The following is an 18,417-nucleotide window of genomic DNA, read 5'->3' as shown; positions in this document are numbered from 1 at the left end:
CTCCCGCAACGGCCCCTACTCCCGAGGAGACACGGCCATGACCCTCTCCGCGCCGCCGAAGGCGGCGGCCCCCCTGTACCGCTGGCTCACCGACCGCCTCGCGGTCTATATGGACCGGGCGCCGGAGAGCATCGACCCGACGGTGCCGCTCGCCGCATACGGCATGGACTCCGTGTGCGCGCTGAGCCTGTGCGGCGACGTCGAGGACGAGCTCGGGATCGCCGTGGAGCCCACACTGGCCTGGGACCACCCCACGGTCGCGGCGCTCGCCGGGCATCTCACCGCCCGCGGCGTCCGGCTCCCCGACGGCGGGCCGCAGCGGTGAGCGCGGACGCCGTCGCCATCGTCGGCCTGGACTGCGTCCTGCCCGGCGCGGCCGACGCCGACGCCTACTGGAACCTGCTGATGCGCGCCGGCGACGCGATCGGCGAACTGCCCGCGCAACGCCGCGACGGGCACGGCTTCGACGACGCGGTGCGCGGCGGCTTCATCGAGGACATCGCCACCTTCGACAACGACTTCTTCACCGTCGCGCCGCGCGAGGCCGCCGCCATGGACCCCCAGCAGCGGCTGCTCCTGCAGTGCGCCTGGCGGGCCCTGGAGGACGCCGGGCAGTCGCCGGCCGCACTGGCGGGCGGCGACACCGGCGTCTTCGTCGGCGTGATGGGCGGCGAATGGGCCCAGCTCCACCTCACCGACCACACACGCGTCACCCCCCAGCTCGGGGCGGGCAGCAGCGCGGCGATGACCGCCAACCGCATCTCCTACCACCTCGACCTCAAAGGCCCGAGCCTCGCCGTCGACACCGCCTGCTCGTCCTCCCTGGTGGCCGTGCACCTCGCGGTCAACTCACTGCTGGCGGGCGAGTCCTCCACCGCCGTCGCGGGCGGCGTCAACCTCGTCCTCACCCCCGCACCCGGACTCGTCTACGAACGGATGGGCCTGGCCGCCCGGGACGGCCGCTGCAAGCCGTTCAGCGCCGACGCCGACGGCATCGGCCGCAGCGACGGCGTGGGCGTCGTGGTGCTGCGCCGCCTGGCCGACGCCCTGGCCGACGGCCAGCGGATCTACGCGGTCGTCCGCGGCACCGCCGTCAACCAGGACGGCCGCAGCAACGGCCTCACCGCACCCAACCGGTGGTCGCAGCGCGAAGTCGTCGCCGCCGCCTGCCGACGGGCCCGCATCACGCCCGCACAGGTGAGGTTCATCGAGGCGCACGGCACCGGGACCGCGCTCGGCGACATCATCGAGTGCGCCGCCCTCGGCGAACTGCACGCGGTGCAGCGGGACGAGCCCTGCGCGATCGGGTCCGTGAAAGGCAACCTCGGCCACACCGAGGGCGCCGCCGGCATCGCGGGCCTGATCAAGGTCGCGCTCGCGCTGCACCACCGCATCGTGCCCGCCAGCCGCTTCGCCGACCGCGAGAACCCCCAACTACGGCTCGCCGAACGCGGACTGCGGCTGATCAAGGCGCCGATACGACTGCCCGCCGACGAGGTCTGGGCCGGCGTCAGCAGCTTCGGCATGGGCGGCACCAACGCCCACGCCGTCCTCGCCAGCGCCCCGCGCGCCCGCCGCACCCCCGCCCAACGCGCCCCGCGCGCCGCCAGCCGCGCCGTGGGCGTGTTCACCGTCTCCGCCAATACCCCCGAGGCGCTGCGCCGCAACCTCGCCGTGCAGGCCGACGCCGTCGCCCGCCGCCCGCGCGGCGCCGCGGCCGCCCTGTGCTGGAGCAGCAACCTCGTCAAGACCGGCCAGTCCTACCGGGCCGCCTTCACCGCCCGCGACACCGTCGAGCTCGCCGCCGCGCTGAGCGCCGCCGCCGACGACGAACAACTGCGCGCGGGCATCGCCGACCGGGTGCTGCACCCGCCGGCCATCGGCTTCCTCTTCAGCGGCCAGGGCGCCCAGGAACCCGGCATGACCGGCGCGCTGTACCGCGACAGCGCCTCCTACCGCCGCCACCTCGACACCGCCGACGACGTGCTGCGGCCCCATCTCGGCGCCTCCGTACGCGACATGATCCTGGACGAGGACCCGGCCGTGCACCGCACCGGCTGGGCCCAGCCCGCCCTGTTCGCCGTCGAGTACGCCCTCTTCCGCACCCTGGGGGACCTCGGCATCGAGCCCGACGCCGTCCTCGGGCACAGCGTGGGCGAGTTCGCCGCCGCCGTCGCGGCGGGCGCGCTCACCCTCGACGACGCGGCCCGGCTGGTGTCGGCGCGGGCCGCGCTCATGGAGCGCCTCGCGGACGGCGGCGCCATGCTCGGCGTCCGCGCGGCCCGCGCCGACCTGGCCGCGCTGCTCGCCGACGAGCCCGACGTGTGCGTCGGCGCCGTCAACGGCCCCGACCGCACCGTGCTGTCGGGACGGCGGACGGCGCTCGACCGGATCGCCGCAGCCCTGCACGGGCAAGGGGTGCGCACCGACCGCCTGCGCGTCTCGCACGCCTTCCACTCCCCGCAGATGGCGCCGGCCCTGGACGGCCTCGCCGAAGCCGCCGCCGGCCTGCGACCGACGCCGCCCGCCCTGCCCATGGCGTCCACGCGCTACGGCGCCATGCTCGACGACCGCCCCCTGGACGCCGCGTACTGGCGCGAGCAGGCCGCCGGCCCCGTGCTGTTCGCCGACGCCCTGGACGCCCTCATGACGGAGACCATGCCCGCCTGCCTCATCGAGATCGGGCCCAGCCCCCACCTCGTCCAGCTCGCGGGACGCGCCGGACTGCCCTGCGGGGTCCGGCTGCTGCACCCCGTCCCCGGCCGCGAGGCGACCGTGAGAGACCTCGCCGAGACCGTCGCCGCCCTCTACCGCTCGGGGCTCGAACCACGATGGAGCGAACTGTACGAGCCCGCCCAGCGCACCACCGAACAGCTGGCCCCCTACGCCTTCTCCACCGAGCACACCTTCTGGCAGCCCGCGCCGCGCCGCACCGACCGGGCCGAACCCCCCGCCGCCGCCCCGCCGCCGGCCGGCGCGCACACCGGCCCGGACGCCGACGAGGAGAGGGACCCCGTGCTCGCCGCGGTGATCGAGACGGTGGTGGAGGTGGGGGAGTACGACCCGCAGCGCGTCGGACGCCACACCCGGCTCTACGCGGACCTGGGATTCGACTCAGTGATGATCATGCAGCTCAAGGACCGGCTCGAAGCCCGGCTGCCGCAGACGGAAGGAGTCACCGTGCAGCAACTGCTGCCCGCCCTGCGCTCGGTGGGCTCCCTCGCCGACTTCCTCAGCGACTGGAACAGCGTAGGAGCCAGGACATGACCCCTCACGACGCGCCCGGCGCGCCCCTGCACATCGCCGGGACCGGCACGGCCCTGCCCGGCGACCCGGTCGACAACGCGCGCCTGGGCAAGGCCTTCGGGATCGACGAGGAGTGGATCGACCTCTTCGTCGGCACCCGCACCCGCCACTTCGGCTGGGACCTCGCCACCGGCGAGATCCGGCACACCCTCACCGACCTGTGCGCCGAGGCCGCCGCCCGCGCCGCCGACGCGGCCGGCGCCCGCCTGCAGGACCTGGACTTCCTCGTCCTGGCCACCACCACACCCGACCGGCTGCTGCCCACCACCGCCAACGAGGTCGCCGACCGGCTGGGCCTGGACCACCTGCCCACCTACCAGATCCAGGCAGGCTGCTCGGGCGCCGTCCAGGCCCTCGACCTGGCCCGGGCACTGCTCGCCGCCGGGCACCGCAGCGGTCTCGTCGTCGGCGGCGACACCACCGCCCGCTTCCTCGACCCGAGCCGCACCCCCGCCGACCTGCCGACCCAGGAACTCGTCAACTACGTCCTGTTCGGCGACGGGGCGGGCGCCGCCGTCGTCAGCGCAGAACCCCTCGGCGAGGCCCTCGCCGTCCGCACGCTGCTGCACCGCTTCAGCGGCCGGGGCCGGACACCGGGCCAGATCATCGACTGGGACGGCCCGGTGCGCCGCGACACCGGCCGCCAGATGCTGTCCGAGGACTACAAGGCCGTCGAGGAGGGCGTGCCCGTCCTCGCGGGCGAGATCTACTGGGAACTGCTCGACTCCGTCGGCTGGACCCCCGCCGACGTCGACTTCCTGCTGCCGCCGCAGCTGTCCGCCCGGATGACCCGGCGCATCACTGAGAGCCTGGGGGCCTCCACCGCGCACGAGGTGTCCTGCGTCGTGGACACCGGCAACACCGGCAACGCCCTGCCCCTGCTCCAGCTCGACAGGCTCCTGGCCCGCCTGCCGGACACCGGGCGGGCCCTCGCCCTCGTCGTGGAGTCCAGCAAATGGATCAGGGCCGGCCTCGTCCTGGAGCGGACGCACGCGGGGGAGCCGCGCCCATGACGACGACGCCCTTCCAGCGCCTTCGGGAACTGTCCGCCTCCGGACGGCTGGCCCGCGCCCACCCGCAGATCGCCCCGCTCCTCGCGGAGATCACCGACGACGGCGACCGCGAACCGGCCGCCGTCCTCGCCGAACTGGCGCGGTGCGGCAGCCTCCTGCGCGGCCTCGACCCCCCCGACGTCCTCGCCCACCACCCCGACACCCCCCTCGTCACCGTCGCCGTCACCGGGCACTCCACCCTCGCCCAGCTCCCCGACGCCCTCACCGCCGAACTCGCCCGGCACGGACTCCTCGCCCACCTCGTCGTCGGCACACACGGCGCCTACCTGCGCGACCTCACCGACCCCGACAGCGAACTGCGCACCCCCCGCCCGGACCTGACGCTGTGCCTGCTGGACGCGGACGCCGTCTTCGACCGACTCGGCACACCCTGGACCACCGACGACGCCGAAACGGCCTGCGCCCGGCTCGGCGAACGCGTCGCCGCCGTCGCCGCCGCCCACACCGCCACCGGAACCGGCACCCTCGTCCTCAACACCCTGCCGCTGCTGCGCCGCCACACCCAGCAGATCATCGACCAGCGCCGGCGCGCCCTGCTCGGCGCCCTGTGGCGGGAGTTCAACGCCCGCCTGCTGCGCCTGACGGCCGACCACCCCGCCGTCACCGTCGTCGACCTCGACCCGCTGATCGCCGACCTCGGCCCGGCCAGCGACGCACGGCTGGCCCTCTACACCCGCTCGCCCTTCACCGAACAACTCCTGTCCGCCTACGCCCGCGAGGCCGCCCACATCCTGCGGGCCCGCAGCGGCCTGACCAAGAAGTGCCTCGTCCTCGACCTCGACGACACCCTGTGGGGCGGCGTCCTGGAAGAAGTCGGCGCCGACGGCCTCGCCGTCGGCGACGACCTGCTCGGCGAGCCCTACCGCCGCATGCAGCGCACCGCCCGGCAACTCGCCGCCCAGGGCGTCCTGCTCGCCGTCAGCAGCAAGAACGACGCCGAACCGGCCGTACGGGCACTGCGGGACCACCCGGACATGACGCTGCGCCCCGACGACTTCGTACGGATCAACGCCAACTGGGAGCCCAAGGACGCCAACCTCCGCGACATCGCCCGCCACCTCGGCATCGCCGCCGACGCGCTCGTCCTCGCCGACGACTCGCCCCACGAGCGCGCCCTGATCCGCCGCAGCCTGCCCGGCACCCCCGTCGTCGCGCTCGGCGGCGAACCCGCGCTGCACACGGAGGCGCTGCTGCGGGACGCCTGGTTCGACACCCCGCACGTCACCGACGACGACCGGCGCCGCACCGCCCGCTACCGGCAGGCCGCCGCCCGCGACGAACTGCGCCAGGGCGCGGGCACGTACGAGGAGTACCTGCACGACCTCGGCATCGTCGTGCACGTCGCGCCGCCGGGCCCGGCCGAGACCGCACGCGTGTGCCAGCTCTCCCTGCGCACCAACCGGTTCAACCTCACCGGCGAGCGGCTGCAGGCCGCCGAACTCGCCGAGATGGCCGCCGACCCGGCCCGCCGGGTGCTCGCCGTACGGGTCCGCGACCGCTTCGGCGACAGCGGCCTGGTCGGCGCGCTGCTCACCCGCGACGAGGACGACGGCCTGTGCATCGACAACATGATGCTCAGCTGCCGGGCCCTGGCCCGCGGCGTCGAGGACGGCTGCCTCACCGCCGTCCTCGAACACGCCCGCTCCCGGGGACTGCCCCGGGTCAGGGCCCGCTACCGGGCCACGCCCGCCAACGCCGCGGCGAGCGGCTTCTACCCCTCGATGGGCTTCACCGAGGAGCCGGGCGCCGGCCGCGAGCGATGGTTCCGCCACGACCTCGGCCGGCTCCCGGACCGGCCGGGCCACCTGACCCTCGAGGTCCGACTGGGAGGGACGGCGGATGAGCGCCACACGCCCCTGGGATGAGTTCGCCGGCTTCGTCGCCCTGCTCCGCGACGAGCTCGGCCTCGACCTGAGCGAACAGGAGGCGGCGGCCGACTTCGACGCCCTGCCCTCCTGGGACTCCGTCCACCTGCTGCGCCTCGTCACGCTCATCGAACGCGAGACCGGCCGGCGGGTGCCCGTCGCCCGCGTGCTGCAGGCCCGCGGACTGCGCGAGGTCCACGCCCTCACCCGCCCCGACCGCGAGGACCGGCCATGACCGCCCCGACAGGCCCCGCCACGCGGTCGCTGGGGAAGCCCATCGCGTCGACCACGGTGCACACCGACTGGTCCGACGTGCGCGAGGACCTGCGCACGCACGGCACCGCGCTGGTCCACGGGCGCCTCGCCGACTGGCGGCCGCAGAACCCCGACGGCGCCGAACTGCGCGCCGTGCTCGGACGGGACTGGGCCCGCTACCGCGACATCACCCACGAGGACATGCGCGGCCGGTACGCGGCCTCCCGCCGCCTGCTGAAGTACGCCGCCGCCGCCGCGCTGCGCGCCGACGCCCGCGACCTGGAGCTCATGTACGGGCCGACCGGCCGGCCCTATCTGCGCGGCTGCGACCAGATCGACATCAGCCTCAGCCACACCGACGACCTGCTGCTGGTCGGGCTGACGACACGGGGCCTGATCGGCGTCGACGCGGAGCGCTCGGACCGCCGTATCTACAGCCGCGGCCTGGACCGGCAGATCTGCACCCCGCACGAACGCCTCACCGTGTCCCGGCTGCCGCTGCACGAGCGCGACCCGAGCCTGGTGCGGCTGTGGACCCTGAAGGAGGCGTACAGCAAGGCGATCGGGCAGGGGCTGCAGTTCCGGTTCACGGAGTTCGGGTTCGGCCCCGACGGCCGGCCCACCCAGGTGCACCGCCCCGACGGCACCCCGGGCACCGGCGACGAGTGGACGTTCTGCACCTATGTGCTCGGCAGCGACGGCCTCGAGTTCTGCGTCAGCACCGCCGTCTACGACGCGGGGCTCGGCCGCACCCTGGACGCCGAGATCACCACCATGCTCGACGCCGACGCCGTCGCGGCCCTCAACGAGGCGCTCAGCGGGGCGTGCCCGCACGACTGACTCCCGGTCACAGGTCCTCCACCACGGACGCCGTGGCCTCCAGGACGGCGCTGCCGGCCTGGACCAGGCTCAGCGTGACCGGCGTCAGACGCCGCCCGTCGGCGTCCTTGCCGAGCCGGTCCCACACGGCCGTGCAGCGCATCGGCAGCTGCGGGTCCGCGTAGCCGCGGAAGTGCACGCGCAGGGCGCCCAGAGTGCTGTGCGCCGGCTTGAGGGCGTACGCGCGCCAGGCCGTCAGCAGCGCCGTCTGGCGGACCGCCTCCAGGAGCAGGGCGTGCGCGGGGGCGCCGCTGGGCGGCAGCGCCACGTCCACGGCCAGCTGTCCCGGGCACGGCGTCGCCGGGTGGTGCAGCAGGACGTCGTCGACGAGGCGGCGCCCCACGTCGGCCGGGGCGACGCGGGCGCCCGGCCCGGTCGCGGTCCGCGTGGCGGCGGCGTCCGCCGCCGCGGCCAGCGCCGCCCGGGAGCGCTCCCGGTGGCTGCGGTGCACCGTCGGCGCCAGGAACACCACGCTCGCGCTCCCGCTGCCGCACGGCACGTCGTCGATGCGCGGGGCGATGGCGAACTCCAGGACCCGGGGCACGCCGTCGACCACCTTGTCGGGGCGCACGCGCAGATGCAGGTCCAGGGGGGCGGGGGAGGGCCGCACCCGCCAGGGCGCGACGTCGTCGGCGCGCAGGTCGAAGCGGTAGAAGACGCCGACGCGGGCCGCGGGCACGCCGAAGTGCGTGTGACCGATGAACTCGCCTGCCTCGCGGACCATCTCGGCGGCCGACCGCAGATCGTGGTGGCGGCCGGCCCGCTCGCCGAACGGCCCCAGCCCGTCGGCCAGCTCGCCGGCCAGGACGAACTCCTCCTCGATGTCCGGCGCCGGGGCGACGGGATGCAGCCAGGACCGCGGGCGGTGGACGAGGTGCCGGACGGTCCCCGCCGTCCGCCGCCGGCCTGCGCCGGGCGCGCGCTCCATACTCTCCCCCTTCGGTACGGACCGTGCTCGCACACGATGCGTCGAGGGTGCACGGTTTCGGCCACGCCCGGCCAGCCCTGCCCGCTGACAGCTTGCTGCGCGGCACCTACTCCGCCGGCAGGCCGGGCCCGCCCTCGTCGAGAAGCCCGACCAGCGCCACGTTGACGCCCGCCTGGAACCGGCTGGAGGACTCCACCTGCTCCATGATCTCCGAGATGTACCGCCGGCAGGTGCGCACCGACATGCCCAGGCGGCGCGCGACCAGCTCGTCCTTGTGGCCCTGGGCCATCAGCTTGATGATCGACCGCTTCAGGTCGTCGGCGACGGGGGTCTGCGCCGTGGCGCCCGGGGTGAACGCCGTGCCGGTGTCCCACAGATGCTCGTACACCTTGCACAGGAACGCCACGAGGGTCGGCTCCCGCACGACGACGGCGCCCGGCGGCCGGTCCTCGACGTGCTCGGGCAGGAAGACCGCCTCCCGGTCGTAGATGATGATGCGGTCGATCAGCTCGTCCGTGGTGCGCACCTCGGCGCCCGCCGCGGCCACCGCGCGGATGTACGACGTCGTCGTCAGGTCGCTGCGCACGGTGTGCTGGTAGAGATGCCGCACCCGTACGCCGCGCGCCAGCCGGGCCAGGGTGAGCGGGCGCGCGTTCTCCAGATACCGGGGCGGGCGGGGACCGCCCGGCTGCGCGGTGAGGATCTCCGTGCGGCAGCGCGCTCCCCAGTCGTCGAGCATGGCCTGCAGGACCCGGATGTCGCTGATCACGTCGAACGCCTCGGCCTGGTTGCGGCGCCTGCGGGACTCGAAGTAGGCGGGCTGCAGCGAGCGCATCCGGGTGCGCACGTCGGTGACCGCCTGCTGCAGCTCGTGGATCTGCTGCTCGGTCGGCCCCACCAGATCGGCCGCCGCGGCCTCGGGGCTGACCGGCACGAGGGTCTCGGGCTCGCCCGGCATCGGATGCAGCAGGCTGAACTCCGTCAGGGTCTGCTCGACCCGCACGGCCACCTCGAGCGACGTGCCCAGCGCACGGGCGATCTGCTCGCGGTCGAACCGCCCGAGTGTGACCGCCTTCTGGTAAGCGGTCGCGCATATGCCGTCGAGTTCGTTGGAGTTCGGCCCGGAAAGAGAACCTTCATGCATTACGTTGTCGCACCCCCGTACGCAAAGAGAAAAGCTGTCATGCAACTTTACGTCATCGAGAATCGCTTGGAAGCGGCTGGAGCGGCAGGGCAGTCTTCTACGTGGAGAAGCCAGGCATAAATAGGGGGCAACGATGAACAAGGGCATGTTCGCCAAAACGGCAGCGGCCGTGTGCGCGTCGTTTGTGATTTTGGGAAGTCTTGGTTCAGGTTTGGCGGAGGCGTCAACTCCGGATGTGTCGGTCGGCCTGTCGAGCCTCAACGTGGTACTGAAGGGGGATACCTCGATGTGCCCGGAAGACGACCAGTGGGGTTCCGCTTGCCCGTGACCGCAGCGGTCCGGCGCACGACACCCCGCCCGGCGCGGCTTCGGACAGCCGCCGGGCCTGGGGGAGACGGTGGAGTCCGAGGCCGGCTCCCGGACCCCCCTTCCACGCGATGCCGCTCATAACGCCCCGCTGTACGGCGCCTGTGCGCCGTGCGGCGGGGCGCTGCCGTCCGCCGCCGCCGGCCCGCTGCGGCGGCGGTATCCGGCCGTTCCCGGCCGCCTACGGGACGCCCGGCCCGGCCCCGCTGCGGCCGACCGCATGAGCGACTTCTGCCCGAGAATTTACTCCGAGTTTCTTGAATATCCGGCTCATGTGCGTTTCGACGGTTTTCGTGCTGATGCCGAGGTGAGCGGCAATGCGCTGGTTCGTGTATCCGGCGGAAACCAGATGAGCGATTTCCGTCTCCCGGGCGCTCGCCGCCGCGAGCGGAGAATTTTCGGGCCGCCCGGAAGAGCGGCCTTTCTTTTCCTCGGCGATCCCGTGCCCGAAGGAAAGCATCCATGAATTACCGTGGCCGGCCGAGACGGCGGCCGCGAGTTCGCCCGAGAATTGTGCGGCGTCCTGGTCTCCGCATTCCCTGCGGGTGCGCGCGAGACCGAGAGCCAACGGGGCAATGGCATGCCCGTGGCCGAGGAAAAGAGCCGCGCGCAGTCCTCGCTCGAATCGAAGCGCGGCCCGGCCGGGCATGCCCAGACGCAGTTCCGTCTCGCCCAGCCACCGGCAGGCCTCCAGACGGTCGACCCAGCGCGCGCCCTGCGCCGCGCCGCCCGCCGTCCCCCCGACGGGCGCCCCGCCCGCGTCCGCTCCCGCCGCACCCGCGCCCGCGCCCAGCGCCCGGTCCGCGCGATCGGCCGCATCCCGCGCCGCGGCGGTCGCGCCGCCCAGCGCGTGCGCGGCCCCGAGCAGAGCGGCCACCGCGAGCCCCGGCCCCGCCTCGACGTCCTCGGACACCGCCCGCACGGCGCGCTCCACCGCCCCTGCCTCGGCGGGCACGCCGAGCTGAGCCATCTCCACGGCCAGCGCCAGCCGTTCGGCCCGCACCGCCCGCCCCCCGTCGCCCGCCGCCACGTCGCACGGCTGCGCGTCGAGCAGCGCCCCCGCCTGCGCGTACCTGCCGAGCCCGCGCAGCCCGCGCACCCGCCACAGCACCGCGTCCGCGACGGTCGGGTCCGCCCCGGCCGGCAGCCGGTGCCACGTCGCGGCGTACAGCCGCTCGGCCGCACCCGGCTGCCCGGCCAGCACCAGCGCCTCGGCCCGCCACAGCGCCGGCGCCACCGGATCGCCCAGCACCGCACCGGCCCGGGCCAGCGCCCGCGCCGCCCGGGCCGGCTGGCGCCACAGCGTCTCCCGCGCCGCCTCGGCCAGCACCCCCGCGTCGTGCGCCGTCAGGACCTCGGAGTCGACGAGATGCGCCGCCAGCGCGAGCGTCTCCCCGGCCGCGCGCAGCGCCGCGACCGCCCGCAGGCGGGCCGCGTGCCGCCAGCCCGCCCCCGACGCATGGTGGATCCGGGCCCTGACGGCCGGCCGGACGAAGCGGAAACGCCGCCCGTGCGCGTCCGGCACCACCAGACTCTCGGCGTGCAGCGCGTCCAGAGCGCACAGCACGTCGGACTCGGGAAGCTGGGCCGTCGCCGCGACCACCGACGGCAGGAACGCATCGCCGACCACGGCGGCCGCACACGCGGTGCGCCAGCCCAGCGAGGACAGACAGTGCAGATCGAGCCCCCGCGCCGCGGCGGCCGACGGCGGCACACCGGTGGCCACTTCGAGCACGCTGTACACGCCGCCGCCCGCCCCGTCCGCGCCGCACGACGGCCCGCCCGCGCCCGCGTCGCCGAGCAGCCCCGGCACCCCGCCCGCGTCACGCAGCGCCACGGCCGCCGCCACCGGGCCCGGCCCCGCGGGCAGCAGCGCCCGCATCCGGTCGTCGGGCAGCGGCGCGAGACGCAGATGGTGCAGGTTCGGGGCCTCGTAGGCCAGGGCCGTCAGATGCCGGTCCGCGGGGACCGCACGGTGCGCGAAGACGGTCAGCACCGGGGCCCTCGGCGGACAGCGCACCAGGTACTCGATGAAGTCCGTGGTGAGCGCGCAGGCCCGGTGCGCGTCGTCCAGGACCAGCAACAGGCCCCGGCCCGAAGCCAGTTGGGCGACGACGGCGCGCAGCGCCCGCAACAGGCCGTAGTGGCCGGCCGACCCGCCGGCCCCGCCGGCCGACCCGCCGGCCGTTCCGTCGGCCGCCTGCGGGCCGTGCAGCGAGGGGAAGACCGCCGCCAGCCGCCCGGTGGCCGCCGCGCCGAGCTGCTCGAACAGCGAGCCGTCGGCCCGGGCCAGGACGTCGTCCAGCGCGTCCACGACCACCTCCAGCGGACGCGTTCCGCCGCCGCGCGGGATCCGGCCCGCCGCGACCGTCCAGCCGTCCCGCCGGGCCGAGCGGGCCAGGCGACGCAGCAGATGGGACTTGCCGGCCCCCGGCTCACCGCTGACCCGCACCACCTGCGGGCTCTGCCCGGACAGGGTCAACCACCCCCGCAGCAGGCCGAGTTCGGCATCCCGCAGGAACACCGGACCCCCGAGCCGGGCCGCTGCTCCAGGCACTGGCGCCGCTTCCGGCACGACAACCTCCTTGCGCGAATATCCGCCAGGAAAGAGTGGCCCACCCCGAGGAGCCGGCCAAGTCGCGGCCGCTGTCCACACCTTGCCTGGCAGAAAGTCCGCCCCGGGCGCGGAGCCCTGCCGAAATGTCGGGGAGAACCCTGAACGGCCCCACGACACGGACAGCGAAGGTCTCCCGAATGCTTTGACATCTGAAGGGAGAACAGATGCGAACAGATGCGGGCATGCTTTACCTGAACCTTTCACGCTCTCCGCTCCACCCGCGCTCCTCGAGTTCCTCTCAGGGGAAACCCCGACTGGCGCACCGGCCGCCCCGCGCACACCCTCGGTCGCGTTCTTGCGTGCCCGATTCCTTATCCCGCGGAGAGTGAAAGTGCCCACCCCCAGCAGCGTCCGGCTGCGAATCGGCTATGCCTGCGGGGCCCTGGTGACTGGCGCGTTCACGACGCTCCCAGGGCTCCTGCTGCTCCCCTACCTCACCGACACCCTCGGCGTGGGCGCGGCCCTCGCCGGGTGCGTCGTCCTGATCCCCAAAGCGTGGGCGGTGCTGCTCACCCCCCACGCCGGCCGCACCGGCGACCGCACCCACGCCAGACGGGGCAGCAGACGACGCCACATCCTGACCGGCGGCCTCGGCGCCGCCGCCGGATTCGCCGCGATGTTCGCGGGCGTCACCGACGGCGCCGCGGGCGCGGCCTGGACAGGCCTCGGATTCCTCCTCACCGCCACGGCCTTCGCCTTCTTCCAGGCCGCCTACGCCGCGCTCCCCGCCGACCTCGCGGACAGCCCGCGCGAGCGGACCCGGCTGGTCGGCGGCCGGGTGGCAGGCATCGCCGTGGCCGCCCTGACCATCGGCTCGGCCGGACCCGCGATCGCCGACGCGGACGGCGGCAGCCTCGCCGGACACCGCTGGGCCGGCCTGTTCGGCGCCGCCGTCATGGCCGCCGGAGCCCTGGCCGTCACCTTCGGCCCCGCGCACACGCGCCGCGCGGGCCCGCCCACCCCCCACACCGCAACGCCGGCCACCCCACCGAGCCCGCCGGCGGCCGCCCCCTCGCCCGCACCCCCCGCCCCGCCCCGCACGGCGCACGGCGCCCGCCCCGCGCACCGGCTCGCCCTGCTGCGCGAGATCCCCGCCTTCGCCGCCCTGCTGCGCACGACGACCCTGCAGATGGCCGCCACCGGCTGCCTGCTCGCCGCGGGACCGTACTTCGCCGAGCACATCCTGCACGACCCCGATCTGACACCCCTGCTCGTCGCCGCGTTCGTCCTGCCCAACCTGCTCGTCGTCCCCCTGTGGACCCGCTTCGCCGCCCGCCGCGGACACCGCGCGGGACTGCGCACGGCCTGCGCCCTCTTCGCCGGCGGCTGCCTGCTGCTGGCCGCCGCGCCCGCCCTGCCCGCGCCGTACGCGCCCGCCGTGCTGCTCGTCATCGGCACAGCGCACGCCGGCCAACTCCTCTTCCTCTACGCGATGCTGGCCGAGACCACGGCCCACGACACCGCGCGCACCGGCCGCAACCGCGTCGGCGCGCTGTCCGGACTGTTCAGCGCAGCCGAGGCCCTCGGCATCGCCGCCGGACCCTTCCTGGTCGCCCTGACCGCACTCCAGCCGTTCGGCTACACGCCCTCCGACACCGGACAGGCGGCCCCGCAGAGCGCCACCGCCCAATGGGGCGTCCTGGCCGCGATGTCACTGCTCCCGGCCCTGCTCACCGCCGCCGCACTGCTCCTCCTGCGCGACCCGCGCCCCGGCGCACCCGCCCCGAAGGCCCCCGCAAGGACCGGCGAGCTCGCACAACCCCGGCTTTAGGCGGCGGATCGACGCTCGGTGCCGCGCCACCCACCCAACCGGCGCACCCGTGTCGAAGAGGGGCCTCCATTGAGCATGACCGACGAAAGGCCGGTGAGGGGTGCGCAGGCGCCGCCGGAACCCGCGACGACCCGCCCCACCTCGCTGCGCGAGCGCACCGCCGAACTCGTCGCCCTGCGCGAGCAGGTGGCCCGCGGACCCAGCGAGCACGCCACCCGGGCCCAGCACGCCAAAGGCAAACTGACCGCCCACGAACGCCTGCGGCTCCTCTTCGACGAAGACACGTTCGTCGAGATCGAAGGACTGCGCCGACACCGGGCCACCGGATTCGGCCTGGAGTTCAAAAAACCGCACAGCGACGGCGTCGTCATCGGCTGGGGCCGGGTGCACGACCGCACCGTCTTCGCCTACGCCCACGACTTCCGCGTCTTCGGCGGCGCACTCGGCGAAGCCCACGCGGCGAAGATCCACAAGGTGATGGACCTCGCCGAGGCCGCCGGCGCCCCCGTCGTCGGCCTGTGCGACGGCGCCGGCGCCCGCATCCAGGAAGGCGTCACCGCGCTCGCCGGATACGGCGGCATCTTCACCCGCAACGTCCGCAACTCCGGAGTCATCCCCCAGATCTCCGTCGTGCTCGGCCCCTGCGCCGGAGGCGCCGCCTACTCGCCCGCCCTCACCGACTTCGTGTTCATGGTCCGCGGCACCTCGCAGATGTTCATCACCGGACCGGACGTGGTGCAGGCCGTGACCGGCGAACACGTCACCCAGGAACGGCTCGGCGGCGCCGACAGCCACGCAGCCGTCTCCGGCGTCGCCGGCTTCGCCTACGACACCGAGGAGAGCTGCCTCGAAGACGTCCGCTACCTGCTGTCGTACCTGCCCTCGAACAACCGCGAACTGCCCCCGCCGGCCGACGCCGACGACCCCGCGGACCGCCGCTGCGACCGCCTCCTCGACCTCGTCCCCGCCCAGCCCAACCAGTCGTACGACATGCGCGAGGTGATCGCCGAGATCGTCGACCACGGCGAGTACTTCGAAGTCCACGGCAACTGGGCGCAGAACGTCGTCTGCGCGTTCTCCCGCCTGGACGGCCAGGTCGTCGGCATCGTCGCCAACCAGCCCGCCGCCCTCGCCGGCGTCCTCGACATCCACGCCTCCGAGAAGGCCGCACGCTTCGTCCAGTTCTGCGACGCCTTCAGCGTGCCGCTGGTGACCCTCGTCGACGTGCCCGGCTTCCTGCCGGGCGTCGACCAGGAACACGGCGGAGTCATCCGGCACGGCGCGAAACTGCTCTACGCCTACTGCAACGCCACCGTGCCGCGCATCTCCCTCGTCCTGCGCAAGGCCTACGGCGGCGCGTACATCGTGATGGACTCCCGCTCGATCGGCGCCGACATCGCGCTGGCCTGGCCCTCCAACGAGATCGCCGTGATGGGCGCCGAGGGCGCCGCCAACGTGATCTTCCGCCGGGAGATCGCCGCCGCCGACGACCCCGACGCCGTCCGCGCACAGAAGATCAAGGACTACGAGACCGAGCTCATGCACCCGTACTACGCGGCCGAGCGCGGCCTCGTGGACGACGTGATCGACCCCGCGGACACCCGGTCCCGGCTCATCGCCGCCCTGTCCATGCTGCGCTCCAAACACGTGCCGCTGCCGGGACGCAAGCACGGGAACCTGCCCCTGTGAGCGCCGGGAGGGACGACCCCGCCCCCGCCACGGCGCAGGCCCTCGCCCAGGCCTCCCTGCGGATCCTGCGCGGCAACCCCACCCTGGAGGAGGTCGCGGCGCTCGCCGCCGCCCTCGCGGTCCGAGCGCGCACCGCGAGCGCCGGCCGCCGGCCGCACACCCCGGCAGGCCCGGCCGGCCGGACGGCGCCGACCCGCGGACGGCGACCGGCCGAGGGCTTCAGGGCCCCCGGGGCATGGGCCTCGTGACCCCACGCCCCCCCGGCCCCGGATCCGCGCCGGGCGCCCGTCGCCGAGGCCGGCGCCTCCCGCACCCGCACCGCCCCCATCTGCGAAAACGACACGTAGGGGAACAACCATGTCCACGGTCAACGAAGCACCCGCCGCGCAGAGGGCGACCCGGCGCAAGGACGTGCGACGTCTGCACCGGGTCGTCATCCGGTTCGCGGGTGACTCCGGCGACGGCATGCAGCTCACCGGCGACCGCTTCACCTCACAGACGGCCTCGTTCGGCAACGACCTGTCCACACTGCCGAACTTCCCCGCCGAGATCCGCGCCCCCGCAGGAACCCTGCCCGGCGTCTCCTCCTTCCAGCTGCACTTCGCCGACCACGACATCCTCACCCCCGGTGACGCCCCCGACGTCCTGGTCGCGATGAACCCGGCCGCACTGAGGGCGAACATCGCCGACGTCCCACGCGGCGCCGAAGTCATCGTCGACACCGACGAGTTCACCCCACGGGCGATGACGAAGGCCGGCTACGCGACGTCTCCCCTCGAGGACGGCTCCCTCGACGGCTACCGCACGCATCCGGTCCCGTTGACCACCCTCACCGTCCAGGCGCTCAAGGAGTTCGACCTCACCCGTAAGGAGGCCGAGCGCAGCAAGAACATGTTCGCGCTCGGTCTGCTGTCGTGGATGTACCACCGGCCCGCCGAGGGCACCGAGAAGTTCCTGAGGTCGAAGTTCGCGAAGAGGCCCGACATCGCGGCCGCCAACATCGCCGCGTTCCGGGCCGGCTGGAACTTCGGGGAGACGACCGAGGACTTCGCGGTGTCCTACGAGGTCGCGCCGGCCGCGCAGGCCTTCCCGGCCGGCGTCTACCGCAACATCTCCGGGAACCTGGCCCTGTCCTACGGTCTGGTCGCGGCCTCCCGGCAGGCGGATCTGCCGCTGTTCCTGGGCTCGTATCCGATCACGCCGGCCTCGGACATCCTGCACGAGCTGTCGAAGCACAAGAACTTCGGCGTGCGCACCTTCCAGGCCGAGGACGAGATCGCCGGGATCGGCGCGGCGCTGGGCGCGGCCTTCGGCGGGAGTCTGGCCGTCACCACGACGTCCGGTCCGGGCGTGGCGCTCAAGTCGGAGACGATCGGCCTGGCGGTCTCACTCGAACTGCCCCTGCTGATCGTGGACATCCAGCGCGGCGGCCCCTCCACCGGCCTGCCCACCAGGACGGAACAGGCGGACCTGCTCCAGGCGATGTACGGCCGCAACGGCGAGGCCCCGGTGCCGATCGTGGCCCCGCGCACCCCCGCCGACTGCTTCGACGCCGCCCTGGAGGCAGCACGTATCGCCCTCGCCTACCGCACCCCCGTCTTCCTGCTCTCCGACGGCTACCTGGCCAACGGCTCCGAGCCCTGGCGCGTCCCCGACGCCGGCCGACTCCCCGACCTGCGCACCCAGTTCGCCCAGCACCCCAATCACACCCTGGCCGACGGAACCGAGGTGTTCTGGCCCTACAAGCGTGACCCGCGCACTCTGGCGCGCCCCTGGGCGATCCCCGGCACGCCGGGTCTCGAGCACCGCATCGGCGGGATCGAGAAACAGGACGGCACGGGCAACATCTCCTACGACCCGGCCAACCACGACTTCATGGTCCGCACCCGCCAGGCCAAGATCGACGGCATCGACGTCCCGGACCTCGAGGTCGACGACCCGCACGCCGCCCGGACCCTGGTGCTGGGCTGGGGCTCCACCTACGGCCCGATCACCGCCGCCGTCCGCACGCTGCGCACCGCCGGGACGCCCATCGCACAGGCCCACCTGCGCCACCTCAACCCCTTCCCGCAGAACCTGGGCGAGATCCTGCGACGCTACGACAAGGTGATCGTCCCCGAGATGAACCTCGGCCAGCTCGCCACCCTCATCCGCGCGAAGTACCTCGTGGACGCCCACTCCCACAACCAGGTCAACGGCATGCCGTTCAAAGCGGAGCAGCTCGCCACCGCCCTCAAGGAGACCGTCAATGGCTGACACGACCACGCCGGAAGGAACCCGGGACACCACACGGACCCTCCTCCCGCTCGTGCCCAAGGCCGAGGCCCGGCAGTCCATGAAGGACTTCAAGTCGGACCAGGAGGTGCGATGGTGCCCGGGCTGCGGCGACTACGCGATCCTCGCCGCGGTGCAGGGCTTCATGCCGGAGCTGGGTCTGGCCAAGGAGAACATCGTCTTCGTCTCCGGGATCGGCTGCTCCTCGCGCTTCCCGTACTACATGAACACCTACGGGATGCACTCCATC

At 74.0% G+C, this 18,417-nt stretch carries 14 protein-coding genes and 1 pseudogene; 12 read left to right on the top strand and 3 right to left on the bottom strand.

Annotated elements, in window-relative coordinates:
- Window positions 1-37: 37 nt before the first annotated feature.
- The 6 genes from ACN6LD_RS37475 to ACN6LD_RS37450 are packed head-to-tail and all read left to right on the top strand — an operon-like array spanning window position 38 to window position 7,339.
- Window positions 38-325 carry an acyl carrier protein gene (locus ACN6LD_RS37475; RefSeq protein ID WP_319196594.1) on the top strand — a complete coding sequence of 96 codons (288 nt, stop codon included), beginning with the start codon at window positions 38-40 and terminating at the stop codon, window positions 323-325.
- The gene (locus tag ACN6LD_RS37470) at window positions 322-3,267 is read left to right on the top strand and encodes a type I polyketide synthase (RefSeq protein ID WP_445045493.1); all 2,946 of its coding nucleotides are present in this window, start codon (window positions 322-324) and stop codon (window positions 3,265-3,267) included. Before ACN6LD_RS37475 ends, ACN6LD_RS37470 begins: the two co-directional genes overlap by 4 nt.
- Window positions 3,264-4,319, top strand: coding sequence for a 3-oxoacyl-ACP synthase III family protein (locus ACN6LD_RS37465; protein WP_319198480.1), 1,056 nt, complete (start codon window positions 3,264-3,266; stop codon window positions 4,317-4,319). Before ACN6LD_RS37470 ends, ACN6LD_RS37465 begins: the two co-directional genes overlap by 4 nt.
- The gene (locus ACN6LD_RS37460) at window positions 4,316-6,244 is read left to right on the top strand and encodes an HAD-IIIC family phosphatase (protein ID WP_445045492.1); all 1,929 of its coding nucleotides are present in this window, start codon (window positions 4,316-4,318) and stop codon (window positions 6,242-6,244) included. The genes ACN6LD_RS37465 and ACN6LD_RS37460 overlap by 4 nt, the downstream gene beginning before the upstream one ends.
- Window positions 6,219-6,479: an acyl carrier protein gene (locus ACN6LD_RS37455; RefSeq protein WP_445045491.1), complete on the top strand. Its 261-nt coding sequence runs from the start codon at window positions 6,219-6,221 to the stop codon at window positions 6,477-6,479. Before ACN6LD_RS37460 ends, ACN6LD_RS37455 begins: the two co-directional genes overlap by 26 nt.
- Window positions 6,476-7,339 (top strand): 4'-phosphopantetheinyl transferase family protein, encoded by an 864-nt coding sequence (locus ACN6LD_RS37450; RefSeq protein ID WP_319193011.1) that lies wholly within the window; start codon window positions 6,476-6,478, stop codon window positions 7,337-7,339. Before ACN6LD_RS37455 ends, ACN6LD_RS37450 begins: the two co-directional genes overlap by 4 nt.
- Before the next feature lie 7 nt (window positions 7,340-7,346).
- Here ACN6LD_RS37450 and ACN6LD_RS37445 read toward each other — a convergent pair whose 3' ends face one another.
- Together ACN6LD_RS37445 and ACN6LD_RS37440 are read right to left on the bottom strand one after the other, a co-directional pair.
- Window positions 7,347-8,306, bottom strand: a complete 960-nt coding sequence (locus tag ACN6LD_RS37445) for a hypothetical protein (protein ID WP_319193009.1) — start codon at window positions 8,304-8,306, stop codon at window positions 7,347-7,349.
- Between the two features lie 106 nt (window positions 8,307-8,412).
- Window positions 8,413-9,450 (bottom strand): hypothetical protein, encoded by a 1,038-nt coding sequence (locus ACN6LD_RS37440; RefSeq protein WP_319193007.1) that lies wholly within the window; start codon window positions 9,448-9,450, stop codon window positions 8,413-8,415.
- A 133-nt stretch (window positions 9,451-9,583) separates the two neighbouring features.
- On the opposite strand from ACN6LD_RS37440, the gene ACN6LD_RS37435 reads away from it, so the two are divergent.
- The gene (locus ACN6LD_RS37435; protein ID WP_319193005.1) at window positions 9,584-9,778 is read left to right on the top strand and encodes a hypothetical protein; all 195 of its coding nucleotides are present in this window, start codon (window positions 9,584-9,586) and stop codon (window positions 9,776-9,778) included.
- A 219-nt stretch (window positions 9,779-9,997) separates the two neighbouring features.
- On the opposite strand, the gene ACN6LD_RS37430 is transcribed toward ACN6LD_RS37435, so the two are convergent.
- Entirely contained in the window at window positions 9,998-12,391 is a 2,394-nt protein-coding gene (locus ACN6LD_RS37430) for an AAA family ATPase (protein WP_445045490.1), read from the bottom strand.
- Window positions 12,392-12,764: 373 nt separating this feature from the next.
- On the opposite strand from ACN6LD_RS37430, the gene ACN6LD_RS37425 reads away from it, so the two are divergent.
- The 5 genes and pseudogenes from ACN6LD_RS37425 to ACN6LD_RS37405 all read left to right on the top strand — a co-directional run.
- Window positions 12,765-14,204 (top strand): MFS transporter, encoded by a 1,440-nt coding sequence (locus ACN6LD_RS37425; RefSeq protein WP_445045489.1) that lies wholly within the window; start codon window positions 12,765-12,767, stop codon window positions 14,202-14,204.
- Window positions 14,205-14,279: 75 nt separating this feature from the next.
- The gene (locus tag ACN6LD_RS37420) at window positions 14,280-15,893 is read left to right on the top strand and encodes an acyl-CoA carboxylase subunit beta (protein ID WP_319197833.1); all 1,614 of its coding nucleotides are present in this window, start codon (window positions 14,280-14,282) and stop codon (window positions 15,891-15,893) included.
- Window positions 15,890-16,141 (top strand): acyl-CoA carboxylase epsilon subunit, encoded by a 252-nt coding sequence (locus ACN6LD_RS37415; RefSeq protein WP_319197835.1) that lies wholly within the window; start codon window positions 15,890-15,892, stop codon window positions 16,139-16,141. Before ACN6LD_RS37420 ends, ACN6LD_RS37415 begins: the two co-directional genes overlap by 4 nt.
- Before the next feature lie 109 nt (window positions 16,142-16,250).
- A complete protein-coding gene (locus tag ACN6LD_RS37410; RefSeq protein ID WP_445045488.1) occupies window positions 16,251-18,149 on the top strand; it encodes a 2-oxoacid:acceptor oxidoreductase subunit alpha in 1,899 nt (632 codons plus the stop codon).
- Window positions 18,142-18,417, top strand: a pseudogene (locus tag ACN6LD_RS37405) (2-oxoacid:ferredoxin oxidoreductase subunit beta); the annotation flags it as partial. The gene ACN6LD_RS37410 and the pseudogene ACN6LD_RS37405, both read left to right, overlap by 8 nt.

The sequence above is a fragment of the Streptomyces sp. SAS_272 genome, from assembly GCF_052543235.1.
This window is presented reverse-complemented; position numbering and strand designations above follow the sequence as displayed.

Coding starts and splice junctions, on each gene's coding strand:
- ACN6LD_RS37465 (WP_319198480.1), top strand. CDS start 3,264: ATGACCCCTCACGACGCGCCCGGCGCGCCCCTGCACATCGCCGGGACC.
- ACN6LD_RS37435 (WP_319193005.1), top strand. CDS start 9,584: ATGAACAAGGGCATGTTCGCCAAAACGGCAGCGGCCGTGTGCGCGTCG.
- ACN6LD_RS37460 (WP_445045492.1), top strand. CDS start 4,316: ATGACGACGACGCCCTTCCAGCGCCTTCGGGAACTGTCCGCCTCCGGA.
- ACN6LD_RS37440 (WP_319193007.1), bottom strand. CDS start 9,450: ATGCATGAAGGTTCTCTTTCCGGGCCGAACTCCAACGAACTCGACGGC.
- ACN6LD_RS37410 (WP_445045488.1), top strand. CDS start 16,251: ATGTCCACGGTCAACGAAGCACCCGCCGCGCAGAGGGCGACCCGGCGC.
- ACN6LD_RS37445 (WP_319193009.1), bottom strand. CDS start 8,306: ATGGAGCGCGCGCCCGGCGCAGGCCGGCGGCGGACGGCGGGGACCGTC.
- ACN6LD_RS37420 (WP_319197833.1), top strand. CDS start 14,280: ATGACCGACGAAAGGCCGGTGAGGGGTGCGCAGGCGCCGCCGGAACCC.
- ACN6LD_RS37450 (WP_319193011.1), top strand. CDS start 6,476: ATGACCGCCCCGACAGGCCCCGCCACGCGGTCGCTGGGGAAGCCCATC.
- ACN6LD_RS37455 (WP_445045491.1), top strand. CDS start 6,219: ATGAGCGCCACACGCCCCTGGGATGAGTTCGCCGGCTTCGTCGCCCTG.
- ACN6LD_RS37475 (WP_319196594.1), top strand. CDS start 38: ATGACCCTCTCCGCGCCGCCGAAGGCGGCGGCCCCCCTGTACCGCTGG.